The 25023-nt window shown below is 62.1% G+C and carries 22 protein-coding genes and 1 tRNA gene; 12 read left to right on the top strand and 11 right to left on the bottom strand.

Features of this window, described 5'->3' with window-relative positions:
* The first annotated feature begins 113 nt into the window (after positions 1 to 113).
* Positions 114 to 189 (top strand) — tRNA-Lys (locus BUS06_RS19845).
* Between the two features lie 500 nt (positions 190 to 689).
* Positions 690 to 1061, top strand: coding sequence for a hypothetical protein (locus tag BUS06_RS19850; RefSeq protein WP_074265796.1), 372 nt, complete (start codon positions 690 to 692; stop codon positions 1059 to 1061).
* Positions 1062 to 1101: 40 nt separating this feature from the next.
* Here the strand turns inward: BUS06_RS19850 and BUS06_RS19855 are convergent, their stop codons facing one another.
* Complete coding sequence (locus BUS06_RS19855; RefSeq protein ID WP_074265797.1) at positions 1102 to 1722, bottom strand: ParB-like protein; 621 nt, start codon at positions 1720 to 1722, stop codon at positions 1102 to 1104.
* A gap of 272 nt (positions 1723 to 1994) precedes the next feature.
* Here BUS06_RS19855 and BUS06_RS19860 point away from each other — a divergent pair, with 272 nt between their 5' ends.
* Entirely contained in the window at positions 1995 to 2807 is an 813-nt protein-coding gene (locus tag BUS06_RS19860) for a mechanosensitive ion channel family protein (protein WP_074265798.1), read from the top strand.
* A 57-nt stretch (positions 2808 to 2864) separates the two neighbouring features.
* On the opposite strand, the gene BUS06_RS19865 is transcribed toward BUS06_RS19860, so the two are convergent.
* Positions 2865 to 3536 carry a VTT domain-containing protein gene (locus BUS06_RS19865; RefSeq protein ID WP_074265799.1) on the bottom strand — a complete coding sequence of 224 codons (672 nt, stop codon included), beginning with the start codon at positions 3534 to 3536 and terminating at the stop codon, positions 2865 to 2867.
* A gap of 257 nt (positions 3537 to 3793) precedes the next feature.
* Here BUS06_RS19865 and mutL point away from each other — a divergent pair, with 257 nt between their 5' ends.
* Positions 3794 to 5869 carry a DNA mismatch repair endonuclease MutL gene (gene mutL, locus BUS06_RS19870; RefSeq protein ID WP_074265800.1) on the top strand — a complete coding sequence of 692 codons (2076 nt, stop codon included), beginning with the start codon at positions 3794 to 3796 and terminating at the stop codon, positions 5867 to 5869.
* 55 nt (positions 5870 to 5924) lie between these two features.
* Positions 5925 to 6878: a tRNA (adenosine(37)-N6)-dimethylallyltransferase MiaA gene (gene miaA / locus BUS06_RS19875; protein WP_074265801.1), complete on the top strand. Its 954-nt coding sequence runs from the start codon at positions 5925 to 5927 to the stop codon at positions 6876 to 6878.
* A 193-nt stretch (positions 6879 to 7071) separates the two neighbouring features.
* On the opposite strand, the gene purM is transcribed toward miaA, so the two are convergent.
* Positions 7072 to 8127, bottom strand: a complete 1056-nt coding sequence (gene purM, locus BUS06_RS19880) for a phosphoribosylformylglycinamidine cyclo-ligase (protein ID WP_074265802.1) — start codon at positions 8125 to 8127, stop codon at positions 7072 to 7074.
* 145 nt (positions 8128 to 8272) lie between these two features.
* Here purM and BUS06_RS19885 point away from each other — a divergent pair, with 145 nt between their 5' ends.
* The 7 genes from BUS06_RS19885 to panB all read left to right on the top strand — a co-directional run bounded on the left by BUS06_RS19885 (position 8273) and on the right by panB (position 14634).
* On the top strand, positions 8273 to 9349 hold the full coding sequence (locus BUS06_RS19885) for an AI-2E family transporter (protein ID WP_074265803.1): 1077 nt from the start codon (positions 8273 to 8275) through the stop codon (positions 9347 to 9349).
* Positions 9350 to 9417: 68 nt separating this feature from the next.
* Positions 9418 to 10170 carry a DnaA regulatory inactivator Hda gene (gene hda, locus BUS06_RS19890; protein ID WP_074265804.1) on the top strand — a complete coding sequence of 251 codons (753 nt, stop codon included), beginning with the start codon at positions 9418 to 9420 and terminating at the stop codon, positions 10168 to 10170.
* Positions 10163 to 10849, top strand: coding sequence for a histidinol-phosphatase (locus tag BUS06_RS19895; protein ID WP_074265805.1), 687 nt, complete (start codon positions 10163 to 10165; stop codon positions 10847 to 10849). Before hda ends, BUS06_RS19895 begins: the two co-directional genes overlap by 8 nt.
* A complete protein-coding gene (gene pcnB, locus BUS06_RS19900; protein WP_074265806.1) occupies positions 10846 to 12450 on the top strand; it encodes a polynucleotide adenylyltransferase PcnB in 1605 nt (534 codons plus the stop codon). Before BUS06_RS19895 ends, pcnB begins: the two co-directional genes overlap by 4 nt.
* Positions 12451 to 12498: 48 nt before the next feature.
* Complete coding sequence (gene folK, locus BUS06_RS19905) at positions 12499 to 13068, top strand: 2-amino-4-hydroxy-6-hydroxymethyldihydropteridine diphosphokinase (RefSeq protein ID WP_074265807.1); 570 nt, start codon at positions 12499 to 12501, stop codon at positions 13066 to 13068.
* Entirely contained in the window at positions 13065 to 13781 is a 717-nt protein-coding gene (locus BUS06_RS19910; RefSeq protein WP_074265808.1) for a deoxynucleoside kinase, read from the top strand. The genes folK and BUS06_RS19910 overlap by 4 nt, the downstream gene beginning before the upstream one ends.
* Positions 13782 to 13818: 37 nt before the next feature.
* Entirely contained in the window at positions 13819 to 14634 is an 816-nt protein-coding gene (gene panB / locus BUS06_RS19915) for a 3-methyl-2-oxobutanoate hydroxymethyltransferase (RefSeq protein WP_074265809.1), read from the top strand.
* Positions 14635 to 15004: 370 nt separating this feature from the next.
* Here panB and BUS06_RS19920 read toward each other — a convergent pair whose 3' ends face one another.
* The 8 genes from BUS06_RS19920 to hrcA all read right to left on the bottom strand — a co-directional run bounded on the left by BUS06_RS19920 (position 15005) and on the right by hrcA (position 24949).
* The gene (locus tag BUS06_RS19920; RefSeq protein ID WP_074266209.1) at positions 15005 to 17011 is read right to left on the bottom strand and encodes a chorismate-binding protein; all 2007 of its coding nucleotides are present in this window, start codon (positions 17009 to 17011) and stop codon (positions 15005 to 15007) included.
* A gap of 28 nt (positions 17012 to 17039) precedes the next feature.
* A complete protein-coding gene (dnaJ, locus tag BUS06_RS19925; RefSeq protein WP_074265810.1) occupies positions 17040 to 18179 on the bottom strand; it encodes a molecular chaperone DnaJ in 1140 nt (379 codons plus the stop codon).
* A gap of 268 nt (positions 18180 to 18447) precedes the next feature.
* Complete coding sequence (gene dnaK, locus BUS06_RS19930; RefSeq protein WP_074265811.1) at positions 18448 to 20409, bottom strand: molecular chaperone DnaK; 1962 nt, start codon at positions 20407 to 20409, stop codon at positions 18448 to 18450.
* Positions 20410 to 20624: 215 nt separating this feature from the next.
* Positions 20625 to 21050 carry a thioredoxin family protein gene (locus BUS06_RS19935; protein WP_074265812.1) on the bottom strand — a complete coding sequence of 142 codons (426 nt, stop codon included), beginning with the start codon at positions 21048 to 21050 and terminating at the stop codon, positions 20625 to 20627.
* A gap of 56 nt (positions 21051 to 21106) precedes the next feature.
* Positions 21107 to 21685 (bottom strand): nucleotide exchange factor GrpE, encoded by a 579-nt coding sequence (gene grpE / locus BUS06_RS19940; RefSeq protein WP_074266210.1) that lies wholly within the window; start codon positions 21683 to 21685, stop codon positions 21107 to 21109.
* A gap of 472 nt (positions 21686 to 22157) precedes the next feature.
* Positions 22158 to 22565: an RNA-binding S4 domain-containing protein gene (locus BUS06_RS19945; RefSeq protein ID WP_074265813.1), complete on the bottom strand. Its 408-nt coding sequence runs from the start codon at positions 22563 to 22565 to the stop codon at positions 22158 to 22160.
* An 81-nt stretch (positions 22566 to 22646) separates the two neighbouring features.
* A complete protein-coding gene (gene hemH, locus BUS06_RS19950; protein WP_074265814.1) occupies positions 22647 to 23717 on the bottom strand; it encodes a ferrochelatase in 1071 nt (356 codons plus the stop codon).
* A 212-nt stretch (positions 23718 to 23929) separates the two neighbouring features.
* Positions 23930 to 24949: a heat-inducible transcriptional repressor HrcA gene (hrcA, locus tag BUS06_RS19955; protein WP_074265815.1), complete on the bottom strand. Its 1020-nt coding sequence runs from the start codon at positions 24947 to 24949 to the stop codon at positions 23930 to 23932.
* Positions 24950 to 25023 lie beyond the last annotated feature (74 nt).

A 25023-nucleotide genomic window follows, 5' to 3' on the forward strand; every position in this document is an offset into this window, starting at 1 on the left:
CCTCTCGCCGGAAAGCCCGGGGCAGTCGTTGCTCTGGGCTTTCCGGCGAGAGGCGCGACAGCTGCCGGGTTGACAGGCGGCACGCCGTATCGCTATAATTCCGCTTCTCTTTTGGGTCGTTAGCTCAGCTGGTAGAGCAGCGGACTTTTAATCCGTTGGTCACAGGTTCGAATCCCGTACGGCCTACCAAGAAAAATCAAAGGGTTACAGGCCTTGGGCCTGTAACCCTTTGTCCGTTTACGGGTTCGTCTAACCCAGTGGCTGCGCGCAATGCGCAGATCGCCAAAACTCGCTTGGGCTGTCGAAGCCGCTTCTCTCTGCAAATCGAAAGGGAGAGTCCGGAGAATCGTTCGACCGGTCCCGGCAAGCCGGCGTAAATCGTCGTCGGGTACCGCTTCGAGATATCCAATCAAACTAGTGCCGCCGCACTATCTCGCACCCACAGCGCTCGTCACCTCACTCTGACAGAAAGCCGGATCCCTTCCGCAGGAGCGCCCCACTCCAGCGCAGCATATACCTACGCCACCCCGAAAAACCAACTCAATTGGACTCCGAAGTTTCTCGTTTATCGAGACACCAAGACATGTAATGATCGCGCCCGGTGAGTCAACAACGTGTTGCGCAGTGCCCCAGTCAGCATGACACACACAACGGCACAGCCGAAAAACCCGCGCTTTCATTCCGATACCATGAGCAACTTTCTGTTCGATCTGACCGCGAACCTCGTGATCCTCGCAACGCTGCTGGTCGCGTGTCACCTATGCAATCTCGCCCGGCCGGATCTCGCCTTGAACGGCGGCTATGTTTACCTCGTGCTGGCGTCGACCGCCCTGGTGTTCGATGCGGCTTTGACCTTTCTGGTATTCGCAGACGCACGGAGTCGTTACGGCCAATTCAGCACGCCCAGCGCATTCGTCGAGCGTGCGAGCGCTTATGCACTTGCCTGTGCGCTAGCGCTTTACTGCGCCAGCCGCACGCGAGTCCGCAGGGCGAAGGCCAAGACCGACGACGTACTGGTCATCCGGACTTCGGCCTACACCGAGTCCCACCTGCCGATGTAGTAACGCATCGGTCGCACCGGCATCGGACCACCCGCGTTCCTCAGGCCTTGATCACACCGGACCAGCCCGGCAGATAACGCGCCTCAGGCTTATGGGCTAGCGCCTTCGCAAGATCGAGCGCCTTCGCGAAGTTCTTCGCGATCTTGCTCGCCGGGACCCGCGGCCGCAGAAAGTCGGCCCACAGGAATTCGCTGAACGGCGTCGCATCTTTCGCATAGCCGCCGGCATTACGTAGCTCGCCAGCGAGGCTGCGATAGGGGTCGTCCGTCATTTCGGTGATCTCCTTCGGCAGGTGTTCGTATTCGTAACGCGAGCCGTCGGCGCCGAACGGATGGACCCACTGGTTGTGTTCCATCATGCGCCAGAAGATCTCAAAGTCGAGCCAGGAAAGATCTTTCAGCACCATCACCTTCACTTGCTTGACACCCTCTTCGAGCAGCGCCCGTCCGAGGTGATGATGGTCGACGATGTAGTAAAGCTTCTCCGGCCCCAGCACAGCAGGAAACGAGTGCGAGTCGATTGCTGCGCTGCGCTCCTTCTTGTTCAACGTCTTCCAGTGATCGCGCTTCAAGGTGACCTCGCGATAGCCCACCGTCATCTGGGTAGGCCGCAGCGCCGCGAGGTTTGCCGGGATCAAATGAACGTCTCTGTTTGGAACCATGGTCTACCTCATCAAATCGTTAAATCAATTTCAAGGGAAACTTTCGCGGGAAACTCGCGGGAAACAATAGCGCGGATCACGCGCGCCGTTAATACCCGCGAACCATTTCGCATACGGGCAGGAATGGTCCTTGCGCACGCGCGAGCCGTCGGCTATAACTTGCGAAGACCGAGAGTGAAAGGATCTCGCTCCTCATCTGGCATTGCATCTACTGTGTTGAATCGAAGTATTTTCGTCATCAGTCACGCGCAACCGACCCGAGCGAGGCCATCTTGAATCTCGACACCGTACGCATCTTCCTCATGACCCGAGGCATCGACCTCGGCACCAAGGTCCTCGGCGCGATTGTGCTGTGGATTATTGGCCGCTGGGTGATCGGCGTGATCACCGGCCTGCTACGCAAGCTGCTGTCGCGCAATGGACGCGTCGACCCCACCCTCGCGCACTATCTCGGTTCGATCCTCGGCGCCTTGCTGAACCTGCTGCTGATCCTCGCGATCCTGCAGGTGTTCGGAGTCCAGACCACCTCGTTCGCAGCGCTGCTCGCCGGCCTCGGTCTCGCCATCGGCACGGCGTGGGGCGGCCTGCTCGCCCATTTCGCGGCCGGCATCTTCATGCAGGTGCTGCGCCCCTTCAAGGTCGGCGATTTCGTCATGGCCGGCGGCGTTACGGGCACTGTTCAGGAGCTAGGCCTCTTCGGCACCACCATCATCACGCCGGACAACGTCACCACGATCGTCGGCAACAACAAGATCTTCTCCGACACGATCTCTAATTACAGCGTCTTGCCGGTGCGTCGGGTCGAGCTGACGGCGAAGATCGCTAACGGCGTCGATCCGATCGACGCGGCTAATCGACTGCGGGCGGCGATCGTCAAGATTCCTAACGTCGCGGACAGTCCGGCGCCGGATATCGAAGTGCTCTCCTTCACACCGGAAGGTCCGCTGCTATGCGTGCGTCCGTACACGCATACCGACCACTACTGGCAGGTCTACTTCGACACTAACCGGGCCATCATCGAGACCTTCCGCGAAGCGGGCTTCCCGACGCCGGAAACGCCACTCGTGCGTCGCGCCGCGAACTAAGTCCGACGCGAGCGCTACTCCGGAGCGGGCGCTACTTCTGCTGTCGCGAGCTGGAACCTAGCGGCCACCCGCTTTGGGCGCGGGCTTGCGCAGCATCTTCCACAGTGCACCGAGCAGCACGGGCACAACCGCCGCGCCAATACCGACCAGCACGATCACGTTCAGGTACTGGCGAATGAACGGGATGTTGCCGAAGAAGTACCCAAGCAGCACCAGCAGCAGCACCCAGAACAACGCACCCACGAAGTTGAACAACTGGAAGCGGCTCACGGTCATCTGCGATGCGCCCGCGACGAACGGTGCAAACGTGCGCACCACCGGGATAAAACGTGCAAGCACGATGGTCTTGCCGCCATGCTTTTCGTAGAAGTTGTGGGTCTTTTGCAGCGCTGCCCGATCGAGGAAGCGCTCGAGCAGCGGAATATGCGAGTCGAACACTTTGGGTCCGATCGCCCTGCCGATAAGATAGTTAAGCGTATTGCCCCCGACCGCCGCCACCAGCAGCAGCAGAATCAGCAGGCCGAGGTTCATTTCGCCGCTCGCGCAGAACGCGCCGCCGATGAACAGCAGCGAGTCGCCCGGCAGAAACGGCAGCACCACGAGCCCGGTTTCGCAGAACACGATCAGAAACAGCACCGCATACACCCAGGCACCGTACTGTTGAATGAAAACCCCCAGAAACTTGTCGATATGCAAGACAAGATTCACGAACTGCAGCAGCGTGTCCAAAAGCGTCCCTTATTGAGCGAGTGGTGCGAGCGGCCGAATGGGCAGGCCGTCGTGCCATGAGATGAAATGGGCAACGATCCGAGGCCCGAAGGCGCCGAAAATTGACCGCGCCATGATACCGAAAGTGCCCGGCTACGATAAAAAAACTGCGGACGGAGACGCACACCGGACGCCGGCAAGCAGGCGGGAGATGAGTCCGCGCTCAGCGGACGTAGCGGGTTACCTGCCGCTTCCCGGCAAGTCGCTATAATTTCGCCATGTCCGAATTCTCCGAAACGCCTGTCGATCCCGCCGCCCAGGCTGTGGCGCCCGTCCTACGTCCGTTGCGGGCCATCCAACCTCTGCCGGACCTGCTGATCAGCCAGATCGCCGCCGGCGAGGTGGTCGAACGGCCGGCGTCGGTCGTTAAGGAGTTGCTGGAGAACGCCGTCGACGCTGGTGCACAGACGCTGCGCATCCTGCTCGACGAAGGCGGCGTCAAGCGCATCTCGATCACCGACGACGGCTGCGGCATCCCGGAAGGCGAACTCACGCTCGCCCTGATGCGCCACGCCACCAGCAAGATCCGCACGCTCGCCGAACTCGAAGCCGTCGGTACGCTCGGGTTTCGTGGCGAAGCGCTGGCGTCGATTGCGTCGGTGTCGGAGCTGTTCATCACCAGCCGCACGGCCGAAGCGCGGCACGCGATGCGCATCGAAGCGCAAACCGGCGTGCTGAGCCCAGCGGCCGGTACGCAGGGTACGACGATCGAAGTACGCGAGCTGTACTTCAATACGCCCGCGCGCCGAAAATTCCTGAAGAGCGAGCAGACCGAACTCGGCCACTGCCTCGAAATGATCCGCCGCACCGCACTGGCGCGGCCAGACGTAGCGATTTCGGTGCTGCACAACGGCCGCGCGGTCGAACACTGGAACGCCAGCGATCCGGCCACTCGCGTCAGCAAGATCATGGGCGAGACCTTCGCCACGGCTCATCTGCCGCTCGACGAATCGGCCGGACCGCTGGCGGTCTATGGCTGCGCCGGCCTGCCCACCGCCAGCCGCGGCCGGGCCGATCAGCAATACTTCTTCGTCAACGGTCGCTTCGTACGCGACAAGCTGCTGACGCACGCCGTACGCGCCGCTTACGAAGACGTGCTGCACGGCGATCGCTACCCGTCGTATGTGCTGTTTCTCGACCTGCCCCCTGAGGGCGTCGATGTGAACGTGCACCCGTCGAAAATCGAAGTTCGTTTCCGCGATTCGCGCTCGATCCACCAGTTCGTCTTCCACGCCGTGCAGCGGGCGCTGGCACGGCATGCAGGAGCGTCGCCGGAGACCACCGCGGGTGGTCATGCTGCGCATCTTGAGCCGGTGTTGGGTGGTTCGGGGCCGTTTGGAGCCGCAGCAGGCGGTGGTGGCTTAGGTGCGGGCGCCGGCGGGAGCGCCGGTGGCGGCCTTGGCGCTAGCAGCGCAGGGTACGGAGCGAATGGCTTGGGCGGTAGCGCCGGCGGGAGCAGCAACATCGGCGGTAATGGTTTTGGAGCCCAGGCGGGCAACACGTGGCTGCGTCAGGCACGCATGACTCAAGGCACGCTGCCGGTCGCTCAACCGCTTGCGCTCTACGACGCATTATTCGGCGGCCGCAAGGACAACGGCGTCGGGACAGCGCAGGGCACGACCACGCTGGAAGCACGCGATTCCGGTGCGGATACGCCATCGTTCTTCGCCCCGCCGTCAGCCGGCAACGCGGCATTTCACAGCGCGGATGAACAACCACTTGGTTTCGCTCTTGGCCAGATCCATGGCATCTATGTGCTGGCGCAGAACGCCCAGGGGCTGGTGATCGTCGACATGCACGCGGCGCACGAACGGATCCTGTACGAGCAGTTCAAGAATGCGCTGGCCGACCGGGCGATTGCGGTGCAGCCGTTGCTGATTCCGTTGTCGATGCAGGCCGACCCGGTCGAAATCGGCACGGTGGAGGAAGAGCGCGAGACGCTCGATGCACTCGGCTTCGATCTGGCGGTGCTGTCGCCGACGACACTCGCGATCCGCGCGGTCCCGGCGCTGCTCAAGGACGCCGACCTCCAGGCGCTGGCCCGGGCGGTGCTGACCGATCTGCACGCATACGGCGGCTCGCGGGTCCTGACCGAGCGTCAGCACGAACTGCTTGGTACCTTGGCCTGCCACCACGCGGTGCGCGCGAACCGGCGTCTGACGCTGGATGAAATGAACGCGCTGCTGCGCCAGATGGAAGCAACCGAGCGCGCGGACCAGTGCAACCACGGGCGCCCGACGTGGTATCAGCTGACGCTATCGGACCTCGATCGACTGTTCATGCGCGGGCAATGACTCTGCGCGCCGCCACGTTATTACCGCAGCCGCAGGCGCTGCGGGTCCGCCATTCATGACGCAACGCCCTGTCACTCCGATTGTCTGCCTGCTGGGCCCGACGGCCTCCGGCAAGACCGCCGCTGCGCTGGCACTGGCCGCGCGACATCCGGTGGAAATCATCAGCGTGGATTCAGCGCTGGTGTACCGCGAGATGGACATCGGCACGGCGAAGCCAACGGCGGAAGAACGCGAGCGCGTACCGCACCATCTGATTGACATCGTCGATCCCGCCGATGCCTACTCCGCCGCCCAATTCCGCACGGATACGTTGCGACTGGTGGGTGAGATTACGACGCGTGGGCGGGTACCGTTGCTGGTGGGCGGCACGATGCTGTACTACAAGGCGTTGACACAGGGTTTGAACGACCTGCCGGGGGCTGATGCCGAAGTGCGGGCCGCGCTCGATGCGCAGGCGTTGCGTGATGGCTGGCCGGCTTTGCATGCGCGGCTGGCGGAGGTCGATCCGGTCACAGCTGCTCGGCTAGCACCGAATGATTCGCAGCGGATCCAGCGGGCGCTGGAGGTGTTCACGTTGACGGGGCGGCCGATGTCCGAGTTGTTGGCTGCGCCTTCTCAGGTTGACGATTTGGCGTTGCCGTGGCGTTTTGTACCGGTGGCGCTGGAGCCTTCAGATCGCAGTGTTTTACATGCACGCATTGCTGAGCGGTTTGATGCCATGCTGGCTGCCGGGTTTATTGATGAAGTGGAGCGGCTGCGGGCGCGGGGGGATTTGCATCCGGGGTTGGCGTCGATGCGGTGTGTGGGGTATCGGCAGGCGTGGGAGTATCTCGATGGTGTTGGGGATTTTGCTTCCATGCGGGATAAGGGGGTTTTTGCTACCCGGCAGTTGTGTAAGCGGCAGCTTACCTGGCTGCGGGGGATGAGCGAACGGGTCGTTGTGGATTGCTGTGCGGGGGATTCGGTTGAGCAGGTTTTGGGGGTTGTTGAGGGGGTGATTGGGCGGTGATTTTTTTGCCCCTAAGGCGGAGGGTTTGCCTGCGGCGCCTTGGTTTTTTTCTTTTGGGGCTGGCCTCTCCTTGCATTCTTATCGGTTTGCTTGTGTTGCCCCTGTGCGGGGCGACGCTAATAGACCATCAGGAATGCAAGGAAAAGCCCAAGCAGCGAGAGCAACCACCAAAGCGCCGCGCAGGCCAAAAAAATCAAACAACCACAGTCTGCGCCTCACCCTCGGCACTATTACGCACAGAGCCAATCTTCCAAACCTGCTCACCGGCGGCAGCCAAAAGACCAATAGCCTTATCTGCATCCTGAGCAGCAACCACAACAACCATCCCGATCCCGCAGTTGAACACGCGGTGCATTTCCGCGTCAGCCACACCACCATGCTTCTGCAACCACGAGAACAGCGGCGGCAACGGCCAGGCCCGATGATCGAGCTCAGCAGTCAACCCATCCCGCAAAACTCGCGGAATATTTTCGACGAGCCCACCGCCGGTGATATGCGCCATTCCCTTCACGGCAACCTGCTCCATCAGCGAAAGCAGCGGCTTCACATAGATATGCGTAGGCGCCATCAACGCATCGGCCAGGGAACGGCCGTCAAAGTCCGCCGACAGATCCGGCTGCGCCCGCTCAATGATCTTGCGCACCAGCGAGAATCCATTCGAATGAATTCCGCTCGAAGCCAGACCCAGCACCACGTCGCCCGGGGTAATCGTGCTGCCGTCGATAATCTTGCTTTTCTCGACCGCGCCAACCGCAAACCCGGCCAGATCGTATTCGCCATCCGGATACATGCCCGGCATTTCCGCGGTTTCACCGCCGATCAACGCGCAGCCAGCCAGTTCGCAACCTTGTGCGATGCCCTTCACGACCGTCGATGCCGTGCCGACGTCCAGCTTGCCGCAGGCGAAGTAGTCGAGGAAGAACAGCGGCTCGGCGCCCTGCACCAGAATATCGTTGACGCTCATCGCCACCAGATCCTGGCCAACCGTGTCATGCTTGTTCAGGTGAAACGCCAGCTTCAGCTTCGTGCCGACGCCGTCCGTGCCCGAGACGAGTACCGGTTCGCGGTATTTTTTCGGCACCTCGAAGAGCGCGCCAAACCCGCCGATGCCGCCCAGCACACCGTCACGCAACGTCTTTTTGGCAAAGGGCTTGATCGCGTCGACAAGGGCGTCGCCCGCGTCAATGTCCACGCCGGCGTCGCGATACGACAGACCTTGAGCGTCAGGGGCGGATTTCGGTTGATTCATGGGGAGGAGCAAGAAGGTCGGTAAAATGCGATTTTACCCGATGCCGATCCAGAGTTGGCGCTTCAGCGCCTACTCTGGTCCCATGCAGAGCTGTCAGCCACCTGGTCGGACATATTCACCCCCGTCGTACCTCAGGAAATCCATTTTGCAGCAGAACTCCTCGATTCTGACACCGTATCAGCGCCGCGCCTTCATCTGGGTCGCTATCGCGCTCGGCCTCGGCATCCTGCTCTGGCTGCTCAGCCCGGTGCTCACGCCGTTCCTGCTCGGCGCCATCCTCGCCTACATCCTCCAGCCAGGCGTCGCGTGGCTGGTGCGCCGGCGCGTGCCGCGCGCCCTCGCCGCCCTGCTGATGATGCTGGTCTTCACCGTGCTCCTCACCATCATGATCCTGCTGGTGCTGGTCGTGATCCAGAAGGAAGGTCCGCAACTCAAACTGCAGGTACCCGTGCTGTTCACGCACGTTAGCGCCTGGCTGCAACCCAAACTGGCCCTGCTCGGCCTCGCCGATTCGCTCGACTTCGCCAGCATCCGCGATCTCGTGATGAATCAGCTCGAAGGCAGCGCGCAAACCGTCGCCCTCTACGCATGGACCTCGATCCGCACCAGCGGTAACGTCATGATGACCGTGATCGGCAACGTCGTGATGGTGCCGTTGGTCCTGTTCTACCTGTTGTACGACTGGAACCGCATGCTCGAGCGCGCCGAGGGCTTCGTGCCGCGCCGCTGGCTCGAAAAGACCGTGCAGCTTGCCCGCGACATGGATCGGATGCTCTCCCAGTACCTGCGCGGCCAGCTGCTCGTGATGGCCGTGCTGGCCGTCTTCTACGCGATCGCACTAACCATCGCCGGCTTCGAGATCGCGCTGCCGATCGGCATTTTCACCGGCGTCGCGGTCTTTATTCCGTATATCGGCTATGCCACCGGCCTCGCTCTGGCGCTTGTCGCCGCGCTGCTGCAGTTCGGCGACTGGTATGGCTTCGGCGCGGTTGCGGTGATTTACGGCGTCGGGCAGATTCTCGAGAGCTTCTTCCTGACGCCACGCCTCGTCGGCGAACGCATCGGCATGCATCCGCTCGCCGTGATCTTCGCCTTGCTCGCGTTCGGCCAGCTATTCGGCTTCTTCGGTGTGTTGCTGGCGTTGCCCGTTAGCGCGATCCTGTCGGTGGCCCTGCGCGAATTGCGGCAAGGCTATCTGTCGAGCACGCTTTACAAGAACTGACGATCCCTGGCTAACTGACCCAAGCGCTCAACGGCTACCCGCGGTTCTCATTACCGGTTTCTACTACTGTGCTTCGTCAACTGACGCTCGATCTCGGCACCCCGCCGCCCTCGACATTCGACAACTTCTTCGCCGGCTCCAACGCAGAGCTGGTCACGCGGCTGCGCGGGCTGGAAAGTGCGCTCGCAGCCGGACCCGTGGCTGATCGCTCGTTCTACATCTGGGGCGAGGCGGGCAGCGGCCGCACCCATCTGCTGCAGGCGCTGGTCCACGAGGCACAGCCCGGGCACGCGTGCTTTGCAAGCCCCCAGAGCAGTCTCGCTGCGTTTGCCTTCGACCCGCGAGTGGCGCTCTACGCCATCGACGATTGCGACGGCCTGTCCGGCGCCCAGCAGATCGCCGCGTTCAACCTCTTCAACGAAGTGCGTGCGCATCCCACCAGCGCTTTGGTGGCGGCCGGCAACGCGGCGCCGATCGGCCTCGCGGTACGTGAAGACCTGCGCACGCGCCTCGGCTGGGGTCTGGTGTTTCACCTCGCGCCGCTGCCCGACGACGTCAAGGCTGCCGTGCTCAAGCACGCCGCCCGTGAACGCGGCATCGCGCTCGCCGACGACGTGCCGGCCTACCTGCTCACTCACTTCCGGCGCGATATGCCCAGCCTGATGGCCTTGCTGGACGCGCTCGATCGCTTCTCGCTCGAACAGAAACGGGCGGTCACCTTGCCGCTGCTGCGCGCCATGCTGGCATCCCCGGCGGACACTGAAGAGTCGAGAACGGCAACCGTTGCAGCCGCTTCAAGTAAAATAGGCCCCCATGGCTAATCTCGCACTCTTCGATCTCGACCACACGCTCATCCCCACCGACAGCGACCACGAATGGGGCCGCTTCATGGTGAAGCACGGCATGGTCGACGCCGAAAACTTCGCACGTGAAAACGACCGTTTCTATGCCGACTACAAGGCCGGCAAGCTCGACATTCACGCCTATCTCGTCGCCATGCTGACGCCGCTCGCGAAGTACTCGCGCGCGCAGCTCGCCGAGTATCACCAGATGTACATGCACGAAGTGATCAAGCCCACCATCGTGCCGGTCGCGCTCGAACTGGTGCGCCAGCATCGCGACGCGGGCGACCTGTGCTGTATGGTCACTGCCACCAACGAATTCATCACCGGCCCGATTGCCGCCGTGTTCGGTGTCGACAAACTGATCGCCTGCGAAGCGGAAACCGTGGACGGCCAGCCGCACTCGGACTACACCGGCCGTCCCACCGGCACACCCAGCTACAAGGAAGGCAAGATCGTCCGTACCGAGGCGTGGCTCGCTTCGCTCGGCAAGACATGGTCGGACTTCGAGCGCAGCTATTTCTATAGCGATTCGCATAACGACATCCCGCTGCTCCAAAAGGTCACTGACCCGATTGCGACCAATCCGGACGACACGCTGCGCGCTCATGCGCAAGCGCACGGCTGGCGCATCCTCGAACTCTTTCAACCCACGTGATCAAAAAATTTATCCGTAAGCTGTTCGGACAGGATCCGGCACCCGCTGACAACACCGCCCCCTCCGAAGCAGACGAAGCGTCCCGCGCCCCGGCAAAAACCGGCCATAGCGACGCCAGCAGCACTACCTCTGCGGCCAGACCGCGCCGCAAACCGGCGGCGTCACGCGACACCACCAAGGCCGCACCCGAGCCCGACGTGCCAGTGATCATTCCCGCTGACGTGCACGGCATCAACCCGGCGCTGATCTCGAGGAACGCCATTCGCGTCACCGAGGGGCTGCAGCAGGCCGGCCACCGGGCATTTATCGTCGGCGGCGCCGTACGCGACCTGCTGCTCGGCATCGCGCCGAAAGACTTCGACGTCGCTACCGACGCCACGCCCGAGCAGGTGCAGAAGCTGTTCCGCCGCGCGCGCATCATCGGCCGGCGTTTTCAGATCGTGCACGTGCAGTTCGGTCAGGAAATCATCGAAACCTCCACGTTCCGTGCCCTGGTCGATCCACCCGCCGCCGACGCCGCGCCGCCGCGGCGCCTGAAGCGCGACGAACTCGACCGCCGCACCCACGCGGTCGACGCCAGCGGCCGCGTGCTGCGCGACAACGTCTGGGGTGAGCAGCACGAAGACGCCACCCGCCGCGACTTTACGATCAACGCGATGTACTACGATCCGGCCACGCAAACCGTGCTGGACTATCACAACGGCATGGCCGATATGCGTGCCCGTCTGCTGCGCATGATCGGCGATCCGGCCACCCGTTACCGCGAAGATCCGGTACGCATGCTGCGCGTGGTGCGTTTTGCCGCCAAGCTCGGCTTCGAGATCGAAGACACGACTCGCGCGCCGATCAAGGAAATGGCGGATCTGATCAACAACGTGCCGGCTGCGCGTCTGTTCGACGAAATGCTCAAGCTGATGCTGTCGGGCTACGCACTTGCCTGTCTGCAGCGCCTGCGCCAGGAAGGCCTGCATCATGGCCTGCTGCCGCTGCTCGACGTAGTGCTCGAGCAGCCGCACGGCGAGAAATTCATCACGCTCGCGCTCACCAACACGGATAACCGTGTGCGCGCCGGCAAGCCGGTTTCGCCCGGCTTCCTGTTCGCTACCCTGCTGTGGCACGACGTGCAGCAGCGCTGGCAGGCGTTCGAGGCAAACGGCGAATATCCGGTGCCTGCGCTGCACCGGGCGATGGACGAAGTGCTCGACATGCAAACCGAGAAACTCGCCATCCACAAACGTTTCTCATCGGATATGCGCGAGATCTGGGGCCTGCAGTTGCGCCTCGAAAAGCGCTCGGGCCGCAGCGCGCTGAAGCTGATGGAACACCAAAGATTTAGAGCGGGGTATGATTTCCTCCTGTTGCGCTGCGAATCGGGCGAACTCGAAGAGTCGGTCGGTGCGTGGTGGACGGAGTTCATCGAAGGAGACGCCGTCGCGCGCGAGACATTGCTCACGCAAGGCGGGAAGGACCGGAGCCCCAAAAAACGCCGGAGGCGCAGCAGTGGCGCCAGAAACCGCAAACCGGGCGACGGAATGGAGGGCGGTGCGACCGTGGAGCGCGCAGCAGACGACGTGAGTCACGAAGGCTCACACGAAGACTGACGCGGCCATGTTGCTCGCCGTCGAACGATAGTCGCAGGAAGTTATGCCATGACGGTTGCTTATCTCGGCCTCGGCGCGAATCTCGGGGATGCGCGCCAGACCCTGAAAGACGCGGTAGTGTGTCTCGCCCAACAGCACACCATCACCGTGCTCGCCAAGTCGAGCCTGTATCGCACTGCGCCCATCGACGCGGGCGGTGACGACTACTACAACTGCGTCGTGAAGCTCGATACCACCCTGCCGGTCCGGCATCTTCTGGCGCTGTGCCACAAGATCGAACTGCACTTCGGCCGCGAACGGCCGTTTCGGAACGCCCCCCGCACGCTCGATCTCGACATTCTGCTGTTCGGCGACTACTCGATCGAGGAACCGGATCTGATCGTGCCGCATCCGCGTCTGATCGAGCGCGCGTTCGCACTGGTGCCGCTCGTCGAAGTCGACCCTGACTTGACGATTCCACAACACGGTCGCGCCGACGCGTTTCTCGCGGCCGTTGCCGATCAGCGTATCGAAAAGATGAAGTCGCCGTGTCAGTGTCCGGTGCTCAATGCGTTGAGCGGCGGCAGTGATAGCGAAGCCGGCACTAGCGGCAAATCCACCAAAGGCGGCTGCTCATGAGCACGTCTCCGCTGACGGTCACCGCCCCCCAGCTACGCCCGCCGTTTCGCTATATCGCGATTGAAGGGCCGATCGGGGTTGGCAAGACCTCGCTGGCACGACGCCTCGCGGAACGATGGTCAATGCAACCAGTGTTCGAGCGGCCACAGGACAATCCGTTTCTCGAACGCTTCTATCGCGACACCGGGCGTTACGCGCTGGCCGCGCAACTGCACTTTGCCCTTCAGCGTGCCCAACAGGCGCAGGAGGTTGCGGCAGCGTACGCGGCGGGCACAGCGCTGATCGCCGATTTCATGACGGAGAAAAACGAGATCTTCGCCCGGTTGACACTGCCTGAAGACGAATGGCAGTTGTATCGCGCACTCGCAAAGCAGATCGATGCACAGACTCCGCGCGGAACCACCGCGGGAAGTCCGGGCACTGCCCCAGCGCCGGATTTTGTGGTGTACCTGCAGGCCAGCCCGGAAGTGCTGTTTGCGCGGATCCAGAAACGCGCGATCCCAATGGAACTACAGATCTCGAACGCGTACCTGCACTCCCTATGCGACGCGTATAACGACTTCTTCTATCACTACGACCGCACGCCGGTGCTGACGGTCAACGCCGAACACCTGAATCCGCTCGACTCGGACGCGGACCTTGCGCTGCTCGTCGAACGCATCGAGACGATGCGCGGGCGCAAGGAATTCTTTGTCAAAGGCACGTCGCTCTGAGCGACGGTGCCCTCCTCCTTTTCCAACGGAACACCCCATGAGCTATTTGCAGGAAACGAGTAGGAACGCCATTACCGTTCCGAAACTGCAGGCAATGCGCGACGCGGGCGAAAAGATCGCCATGCTCACCTGTTACGACGCGAGCTTTGCGGCACTGCTGGACCGCGCGGGCGTCGACGTGCTGCTGATCGGCGATTCGTTAGGGAATGTGCTGCAAGGCCAGACGACGACGCTGCCGGTCACGCTCGGAGAAATCGCGTATCACACGGCCTGCGTTGCGCGGGCACGCCCGTCAGCGCTGGTCGTCGCCGATCTGCCGTTCGGCACCTACGGCACACCGGAGACGGCCTTCGCCAGCTCCGTGGAGTTGATGCGCGCGGGCGCCCAGATGGTCAAGCTGGAAGGTGGCGAATGGCTCGCCGATACGGTGCGCTTCCTGGTGGAGCGAGCCATTCCGGTATGTGCGCATATTGGCCTCACGCCACAGTCGGTGCACGCATTCGGCGGCTTCAAGGTGCAGGGCAAGACGGAAGCCGGCGCAAGCCAGTTGCTACGCGACGCGCTCGCTATTCAGGACGCGGGTGCTCAACTGGTCGTGATCGAGGCGGTCCCGACTCAGCTCGGCACCGAAGCCACCAGGCAGTTGCGGATTCCGACCATCGGCATTGGTGCGGGGGTGGAATGCTCGGGGCAGGTGCTCGTGCTACACGACATGCTCGGGATTTTCCCCGGCAAGCGTCCGCGATTCGTCAAAGATTTCATGCAGGGACAGCCGAGCATTTTCGCGGCCGTCGAAGCGTATGTGCGCGCGGTGAAGGACAGCTCGTTCCCCGGCCCGGAACATACGTTTTGAGATTGGTGTGCCGGACGGTTTGGGACCCGTCCGATTTTTGTTGAATGCCTGGACGTCTATCTTCTTCGGTTCATTTACGCGGCTCCGCCGCAAACCGAAGAGAAACGTCCATGAGCCCCATTTGCCTGATCAACGTCGCGGGAATCCGCGATCACGCTTTGCACCTCACTGACATGCCGCGATCCACGTGGCATGTACGCCTGGTCGACTGGGTGGCGCGCCTGTTGCTCATCTACTGCGCTTGAATGACGCTTGTCTCAGCGCCGCGCTACTTCCCTTACACGCAGCGCGACCTGCTTTGGCGGAGCGGCCGCCTAACCGACCTGCTGCCGTACACCAACCTCGCGAGCCTGTCGTCGTGGCCGGAATCCTACCCTGCGACACGCGCCGGTAAGGCACCCCGCAACGCGTTGCATATAAGAAGCGCGTCGGCATTCAATACGTCAGCGCGCCTCAGGACACGCTCCTGCGCATCCAACTCCGCATCTTCAAGCAGCACTCCTCGCATCACCCCAGGCAACACGCCTGACGATAACGGCGGCGTCCACCAGCGCCCATCCAGCTTCACGAATACATTCGAACGGCCGCCTTCAGTCAACTCGCCGCGCTCGTTAAAAAACAGCGTGTCGAACGCACCCAGGGCCTCGGCGTTGCGCCAGCCGCGGTCGTATTCCGCCCGGCGCGTGGTTTTGTGATGCAACAGCATGTCGCTCGCCTGGGTGGCCGTGAAACCGTGATCGGGGGCGAGCAGTACGCCGACGACATTGTCGGACAGTGGCGTCAGCGCTGCTGCGCTAATCTGCACCGCACCACCTTTGGCGAGAGCAAGTCGTACGCGATGCGGTACTCCGGCTGACAGCGCAGCGCACTGCGCTTCGATTCGCTCGCGCAAATCCGCTTCGTCGAACCTGAAACCGAGCCACGCCGCACTCGCCGCAAGCCGTGCGAGATGGCGCGCCACGTGGCGGACACCGTCCTCACGCGTCGCGTACATCGTTTCGAATAGCTCGAAGCCTGGATCGGCGTTAGTGAGGAATCTCGCTTTCCACTGGCACTCCGCGTATTCGTCAGCGGCAACGCTGTCGAGCACGATGCCCGCCCCAACGCCCATGCTGCCGCTACGGGTGCCGGTTCTGCCGTCCGGCGCATCGAGCGTCAAGGTGCGAATCGCGACGGACAGACAAAAGTCGCCGCAGACGCTGTGGGTGTGGTTTGAGGCGCTCGCCACTTCTGGAGCGTGCGAGTCGTTTGTCACGTCCGAGGCATCTGAGACATCCGACGCGTTTGCCGAATCTGAAGAAGCGTTTGTGGTGTGGCTGGCGGCATCGAGCCAGCCGATCGCGCCGGTGTACAAACCGCGTGGCGAGGTTTCAAGCCTGTCGATCAACTGCATCGTCCGATGCTTCGGTGCACCGGTAATCGATCCGCACGGAAACAAAGCGCGCAGCACGTCCGCAAACGAAGTCTGGGCACGTAACCTCGCCTCTACAGTCGACGTCATCTGCCACACCGACGCATACGGTTCGACCGAGAACAGCGCTGGCACCTTGACCGAGCCCGTCTCGGCGACTCGCGACAGATCGTTGCGCAAGAGGTCGACGATCATCACGTTTTCCGCGCGATTTTTCGGATCGTTGGCGAGAAACTCGGCGGCGTGCCGGTCGGCGACGGGATCGTCCGGGGTACGTGGCGCGGTGCCCTTCATCGGACGCGCGCGTAACGTGACACCCGCTTTCTCGACAAACAGCTCCGGCGAGCACGACAACACCCAACGGTCGCCGGGCAAGGCGACCAACGCGCCATACGACACCGGCTGCCGCGCCCGCAGCCGGCGATACAGCGCAGCGGGCGTGCCAAAGACGTCGAACCTGAGCCGGTACGTGTAGTTGACCTGATAGGAATCGCCGATACTAAGCGCGTGATGAATCGCCGCGATGGCTGCTTCGAATTGCGCCGGATCGACGCTGGGGCGCGCGGCGGTGGTACCCGCTACCGACGGTTGCTCCGCGCCGCCGTCGCGTTGCACCAGCCACGCGTCGGCTTCGTCACGCGAGAGCTTCGCGCATTGCTCGAACAATAAAAAACGCAGCGTGGCATCGTCACGCTGCGTTTTATTCTCTGACTGGCGGGACTGGCCGCCGGAGGACCGCGCACCGTGCAGCACAAGCTGACGGCCGAACTCATAATCGCCGAGCATCACGGCATGCAGACCACGCCGCAAATCAGCGGCCACCGCATCGCATACTGCATCGAGCTGCTCCGCATCCACGCAGACACGCTCATGCAGAAACCGCGTGTACAGGCGGCTCGAGCGCCGCGCCGCCGTCGCGTGGCAATCGTCGAGCAATGCAAACACGGCGTCGCGATCATCCACCATCTTGCCCGCCACCAACTTCAAACTTCCATTAATCGAAGAAGCTCTTCACACGATCGAACCAGCTCTTGCTTTGCGGGCTGTGACGCGCACCGCCCTCGACCAGCGACTTCTCGAACTGCTGGAGCAGCTCGCGCTGCGGCTCGGTGAGCTTGACCGGCGTCTCGACCTGCACGTGCACATACAGATCGCCTGCAATGCTCGAACGCAACCCCTTGATGCCCTTGCCGCGCAGACGGAAGGTCTTGCCCGACTGGGTGCCTTCGGGCACCGTAAAGCTCGCGCGGCCCGCCAGCGTCGGCACTTCGATTTCACCGCCAAGTGCCGCCGTTGTGAACGGAATCGGCATCTGGCAATGCAGATCGTCGCCGTCGCGCTCGAACACCGAGTGCTGCTTGATATGGATTTCGACGTACAGATCGCCCGACGGACCGCCATTGATACCCGGCTCGCCGTTACCGGCCGAGCGGATCCGCATGCCGTCGTCGATACCCGCCGGAATCTTCACTTCCAGCGTCTTGGTTTCCTTGACCTTGCCAGCGCCGTGGCAATTCACACACGGATCGGGAATGTGGCTACCCGTGCCGTGGCACTTCGGGCAAGTCTGCTGAATGCTGAAAAAGCCCTGCGACATCCGGACCGAACCCGCGCCGTTACAGGTGGGGCAGGTTTCCGGCTTGGTACCGGGCTTCGCGCCCGAACCGTGACAGACTTCACACGACACCCAGCTCGGCACCCGGATCTGCGTGTCGTAGCCGTGCGCGGCCTGTTCCAGCGTGATTTCCATGCTGTAACGCAGATCGGCACCGCGGTACACCTGCGGACCGCCACGGCCGCCGCCGCGCGCAGCGCCACCGGCCGCCTGGCCGAAGATGTCGCCGAAAATATCGCCGAATGCATCGGCAAATCCGCCGAAGCCCTGCGCGCCGGCGCCGCCCATATTCGGGTCGACGCCTGCATGGCCATACTGGTCGTACGCCCCACGCTTCTGCGAGTCCGACAGCATTTCATAGGCTTCCTTCACCTCTTTGAAATGCTCTTCCGCATCCTTGTTGCCCGGATTGCGGTCGGGGTGATGCTTCATCGCCAGCTTGCGATAAGCCTTCTTGATTTCGTCGTCGCTCGCGTTCTTTGCGACGCCCAGAACCTCGTAGTAATCCCGTTTCGCCATATCGGTTCAACGCCCGCCGCGCAGCAAGGCACGGCGGCTCCTCTTGAATGCTGGAGTCTTACGACTCGTCCGGCCGTTGCTCGCCCCTCGTTTGCACGAATTGAGCAACGCCCTCCATAAAACAAATGTGCCCGGAGAGCCCAAAAAGGCTCACCAGGCGCGATAACCGCTTTGCAGGTTTATGCCCCCACAGACGGACACAAACCGTTTTGCAGCCGACCCGCACACATTGCTGTGTGCGGCTTTACGGTCAGACGGCGACCTGGCTTTAGTCCTTCTTGACTTCCTTGAACTCGGCGTCGACCACGTCGTCTTCCGGCTGGCTTGCACCACCGGCCGAGGCACCACCCGGCGCTGCGCCCGCGGCACCGGCCGCTGCGCTTGCTGCACCTTGCTCGGCCTGCATGTCGGCGTACATCTTCTCACCGAGCTTTTGCGAGGCCGTTGCCACGACTTCGATCTTGGCTTCGATCGCCGCCTTGTCGCTCGAGCCGCTCTTCAGCGTGTCTTCGAGGTCCTTCAGCGCTGCTTCGATCTTTTCCTTCTCAGCCGCTTCCAGCTTGTCGCCGTATTCGGTGAGCGCCTTCTTCGTGCTGTGGACCAGTGCGTCGCCCTGGTTGCGGGCATCGGCCAGTTCGCGCAGCTTGTGATCTTCTTCCGCGTTTGCTTCGGCGTCCTTCACCATCTTTTCGATCTCGGCTTCAGATAGACCCGAGTTCGCCTTGATGACGATGCGGTTTTCCTTGCCGGTCGCCTTGTCTTTCGCGCCGACGTGCAGAATACCGTTCGCGTCGATGTCGAAGCTCACTTCGATCTGCGGCACGCCGCGCGGTGCAGGCGGAATACCTTCGAGGTTGAACTCGCCCAGCAGCTTGTTGCCGGCTGCCATTTCGCGTTCGCCCTGGAACACCTTGATCGTGACGGCACCCTGGTTGTCGTCGGCCGTCGAATACACCTGTGCGTGCTTCGTCGGGATCGTGGTGTTCTTGTTGATCATCTTCGTCATCACGCCGCCGAGCGTTTCGATGCCGAGCGACAGCGGGGTCACGTCGAGCAGCAGAACGTCCTTACGGTCACCCGACAGAACCTGACCTTGAATCGCGGCGCCCACGGCCACGGCTTCGTCCGGGTTCACGTCACGGCGCGGTTCCTTGCCGAAGAACTCCTTAACCTTGTCCTGCACCTTCGGCATACGCGTCATACCGCCGACCAGAATCACGTCGTCGATTTCGCCAACCTTCACGCCAGCGTCCTTGATAGCCAGACGGCACGGCTCGATGGTGCGTTCGATCAGTTCTTCCACCAGCGCTTCGAGCTTCGCACGCGTAATTTTCAGGTTCAAGTGCTTCGGACCCGACGCGTCTGCCGTGATGTACGGCAGGTTGATTTCGGTCTGCTGGCTCGACGACAGTTCGATCTTGGCCTTTTCAGCTGATTCCTTCAGGCGTTGCAGCGCGAGCACGTCCTTCGACAGGTCGACGCCTTGTTCCTTCTTGAACTCGCCAATGATGTAATCGATGATGCGCTGGTCGAAGTCTTCACCGCCGAGGAACGTATCGCCGTTCGTCGAGAGCACTTCGAACTGCTTCTCGCCGTCAACGTCGGCGATTTCGATGATCGAGACGTCGAACGTGCCGCCGCCCAGGTCATACACGGCGATCTTGCGGTCGCCCTTTTCGTTCTTGTCGAGGCCGAACGCGAGCGCAGCTGCGGTCGGTTCGTTGATGATGCGCTTGACTTCCAGACCGGCGATGCGGCCCGCATCTTTGGTGGCCTGACGCTGGCTGTCGTTGAAGTACGCGGGAACCGTGATCACCGCTTCGGTGACCGGCTCGCCGAGGTAGTCTTCAGCGGTCTTCTTCATCTTGCGCAGGACTTCAGCCGAGATTTGCGGCGGAGCCAGTTTCTGATCGCGCACTTCGACCCAGGCGTCACCGTTGTCGGCCTTGACGATCTTGTACGGCATCAGCGCGATGTCTTTCTGCACTTCTTTTTCTTCGAAGCGGCGGCCGATCAGGCGCTTGACCGCGTACAGCGTGTTCCTCGGGTTCGTGACCGACTGACGCTTCGCAGGCGCGCCGACGAGAATCTCGCCGTCTTCCATGTAAGCGATGATCGACGGCGTGGTGCGCGCGCCTTCCGAGTTTTCGATCACCTTGACCGAATTGCCTTCCATGATCGCCACGCACGAGTTGGTCGTGCCGAGGTCGATGCCGATGATTTTGCCCATTTTTACTAATCTCCTGACTTTGATCGCTGCGGTAGGTTGCCTTGTGCCCATCTGGCGGCAAGGCAACCCGCCTTCAATTCAAACCTGCACTCAACATAAGTGCGTCTGCATCGTTTTCAAGACCTTGAATGCAATGCGGTCTTTAATTTTTTTCAATCGCCTGCGGCTTCGGGATTGGCGTTGCCGGGGATTTGCCCGACTTGTTGCCACCCCGGCTAACCGCCAGTACCGGCCACGCCATCCATCGCCTTTGAAACGGCCTTTGCGGCAGCCTTCCCCCGGGCGGCTGCCACCGCCGCCTCGAACTGCCCGAGGCCGTGCCAGCCAGTCGCCCGGCCAAGCCGCTTGCCACGATGAAAGAAGAACCACGTCGGCACGCCATGCAGCATGAAACGGCGGCCCAGCTCACGGTGCTCGTAGACGTTGCTGTGAAACCATCTAAGCCCGAGCGCGCGAATCGCGTCGGGCTGCGCCAGCATCGCCTTCTTCGCTATTTCGCAGTTGAAGCAGTCGAGTCCCCAGAAGAACACCACCGCCACCTCATCGCGAACCGCTTCGAGCGCGGCGTCGAACGACTCTGCGCTCAATTCCTGCATCTCGAACACGGCAAAAGCCGTGGAATCGACGGGAAGGTTGGCCATGATAGCGGGGATGCCTGCCCGGGAGCGCCTGAGCGATGCCTGAGGTCTACTTCGGCTTACTTCGGCTGGGCGACGGTAACGAGCGCCGGGCGCAGCACGCGGTCGGCGATCACGTAACCCTTTTGCAGCACGGAGACGATGGTGTTGGGCTCCTGCTCGGCCGGCACCATCGAAATAGCCTGGTGACGATGCGGGTCGAACTTCTCGCCTGCCGGAGGATTGATCGCCACGACGCGGCCTTTCTCAAGCGCACCGCTCAACTGGCGCAGCGTCAGCTCGACACCCTCACGAACCTTCTGCAGGTCGTCGGACGAGTGGGCGACGGCGGCCTCGAGGCTGTCGACTACAGGCAGCAGATGCTCGGCAAAGCTCTCGATCGCGAACTTGTGAGCCTTGGTGACATCTTCCTGCGCACGCCGGCGCACATTTTCGGTCTCGGCCTTGGCACGCAGAAAGCTCTCCTGCAACTCGGCGATTTTGGTCTGCGCTTCGGCCAACGCGGCTTCGGCGCCGGCCGGCGCAGCTTCAGCCGGGTTGACTTCCGGCTGAGCTGCGTTGGCCTCGGCAGCCTGGCGCGCGGCTTCTTCGGCGGGCGTGGGATTCTGGCTCGTCGGATTCTCTTGCGTGTTTTCCATGTCGCTGAAAGTCGTAAAAAAGTTAAAGCCAAGGGCGGCCGCGTGGTGCTCTGAAAGGCCCGCTTGAGCGTTGCAGAAACGCCACACAAACCACCGCTCATCGCCTACTGAGTTTGGGTCTCAAAGCACGATTTCAAGCGGTCAAAAGGAACTTTTCGCACCGCAACAGTGCGGCAGAAATGCCTCGTTACAACCATTAATCAGATAGAGATTGAGCGGCCTCGTGGACTGACCTAAACTTCAGCTGTCCACCCGGGAAGGCACGTTTACCCTAACCTGGTATATACCACTTCACTTAACTCATCGCGCGTTCGTCCAGCATCATTTCGGGGGAGTACCGTGAAACTGACCTTCGCAATATCCGTGGTCGCCTTGGTGCTCGTAGCGGGAACCACGACCATCTGCATGTCCGGGGCCGTCAACGACAGCACGACCGAATATGGCGGCGTGCACGCGACGATGGAACAACTGTTCAATCCCCACCTGAAAGTTTGTCGATAGTGCGCCGGTCGCGCTTGGTCGGACGCCCGTGCAAAGCGGCGGCCGGCTCGCGATACGTTTTACGCCGCTCCTGCTCCACCTGCCGCTTCACCTTGCTTTCCTCGGTTTCCGCATAAAGCGTCTGCGCCACACTCGCCGGGCCGCGCACGTCGCACACACCCAGTACTTCCACCTGCCATACGATGCGTTCGATCTCGATTTCGACGAGATCGCCGACCCGCACCTCCTTGGCCGGCTTGACTGCAGCACCGCCAATCCTTACGTGAGCTTTGTCAACGGCATCCGCTGCCAGCGAGCGTGTCTTGAAGAAACGCGCTGCCCATAACCACTTGTCGATGCGCAGGCGCGCGCCGGGTTCGGTCGAAATCCTGTAGTTCATCAGCTAGTCTGGCGCCCTATGTACGAAGCGGCGTCGCAAGTTGCGCATCAAGCGCGTTGAAAACGATTCCGTCAACCAGTCTCACGCCGGCACCGTACCTTGCGCGGAGGCCACCTGCACCGGCCAGCCCTGCAGGTTCTGGGCGACGATCTCCCCCAGCGCCGCAATCCACGCCTGCGAGGCGTTCAGGCAAGGAATGCGGTAAAACTCCTTGCCGCCCGCATGGACGAACTCGTCGCGGACTTCCATGCCGATTTCCTCAATAGTTTCCAGGCAATCGGCAGTAAAGCCCGGACAAAACACATCCGCGCGGCGCACCCCCGCCGCGCCCAGCTCCTTGAGCGTCGGCGCGGTATAGGGCTGCAACCACTCAGCCTTGCCGAAACGCGACTGGAACGTGACGCGGCACTCCACCGTTGTCAGCCCGAGCGCCTGCATCAACAGTGCCCCCGTTTGCTGGCACTGGTCGTGATACGGGTCACCGAGATCGAGCGTACGTTTGGGAACGCCATGGAAGCTCAGCACCAGCTTGTCGCCGGCCGCGAAATCCGGGCGTCCATGGGCATGCCAGTACTGGTGTACCTGCGCCGCCAGCGCCGCGATATACGCCGGATGATCGGCATATTGGCGGATGGTGCGGATTTCCAGCTGGTTGCGCATGCGTTTGAGCGCCGAGAATGCAGCGTCGAATGCCGTAGCCGTAGTCGACGACGAGTATTGCGGATACATCGGCACCAGCAGGACGCGCTCGGCACCCGCCAGCTTGAGCTGATTCAGCATGTCCGGGATGCCTGGCATGCCGTAGCGCATGGCGTAGTCGACGATCGCCGTGTAGCCGTTCAACTGCAGCAGATGCCGCAGACCTTCCACCTGCTTCTCCGTGAACACGCGTAACGGCGAGCCTTCCGGTGTCCATACCGCAGCATATTTCTTGGCCGACGAGCGCCCGCGAACCGGCAGGATCAGGAGCCGCAAGATCACCTGCCAGAGGACCGCGGGAATCTCCACGACACGTGGGTCGGACAGAAACTGCGCGAGGTAGCGCCGCACGGCCCGTGGCGTCGGTGCGTCGGGCGTGCCCAGATTGATCAGCAAAACCGCAACACGATGAGATGTGGCGGGTTGCGATGGCCGCTCGAGATCGAAACGCATAGGCAACAGGGCTAGCCGCGTACAGCGGGAAATCGGTTCAGGTGAGAGTCATTATAGCGGGGCGGTCCGCAGCCGATACCTGGCCATTCGGCCGATTGGCAAGCCGCGCGCCGCATCGCATCATTTGCAGCATGCAATTCGGGCTCCTGCCCGACGGAGATGCGGGCAATGGCAAGGCAATGAAACGTGCCGCGGTACCGGGGCGCAGACGCTTATTGTTGGCTGAGCGTCAGCGAGAGCAGGCGCGCGGTGATGTCGACAATCGGAATCACACGGTTGTAGGCCATGCGCGTCGGCCCGATCACGCCGAGCGTACCGACGATCTTGCCGTTCACTTCATACGGCGCGGTCACGACGCTCATTTCCTCGATCGGCACGAGATTCGACTCGCCGCCAATGAAGATTTGCACGCCCTGGGCGTGACTCGATACGTCGAGCAACTGAAGGAGGCTGGTCTTTTGGTCGAATACATCAAACAGCTTGCGCAGCCGCGCCATGTCCGAAGACAGGTCGGCCACTTCGAGCAGATTGCGCTCGCCGGAGATCAGCACGGTCTCGCCGGCGTCAGCTTCATCTGTGCTGGCCTTGACGGCGGCGTGCATCAGCGTGGTCATGTCGCCGCGCAGCTCGTCGATCTCTTCGCGCAGGCGCCGGCGCACTTCGTCGAAGGAAAGGCCGGCAAAGTGCGCATTGATGTAATTGGACGCTTCCACCAGTTGCGACGGCGAAAAATCGCGTTGCGTCGCCATGATGCGGTTCTGTACGTCGCCTTCGGGCGTGACGATGATGAGCAGGATGCGCTTGTCGGACAGGCGCATGAACTCGATCTGCTTGAAGACGTGACTGCGCCTCGGGGTCAGCACCACGCCGGCAAACTGCGACAGGCTGGACAGCACGCTCGCCGCCGCTGCAACGATCTTCTGCGGCTCGCCCGCCTGCAGCGTGGTCTTGACGGTACGGGTGACCGCTTCCTCGTCCGCCGCGGACTCGACTGTGAGCATCGTGTCGACAAACAGACGATAGCCGCGCGGCGTTGGAATGCGGCCCGCCGAGGTGTGCGGGCTGATGACAAGCCCCGCCTCTTCCAGATCGGACATCACGTTGCGGATCGTCGCCGGGCTCAGCTCCAGACCGGAGTAGCGGGACAACGTGCGCGAGCCGACCGGTTGACCTTCAGCGATATATCGCTCGATCAACGTTTTGAGGAGGGTTTGTGCGCGGGGATCTAGCATGACGGAAAAGTTTAGCTTAATGACGCGACGACCGCGAGCGCTAACAATAACAGCGTTCACGCCTTCGTTGGCGA

Source organism: Paraburkholderia phenazinium (assembly GCF_900141745.1).
Lineage (GTDB): Bacteria > Pseudomonadota > Gammaproteobacteria > Burkholderiales > Burkholderiaceae > Paraburkholderia > Paraburkholderia phenazinium_B.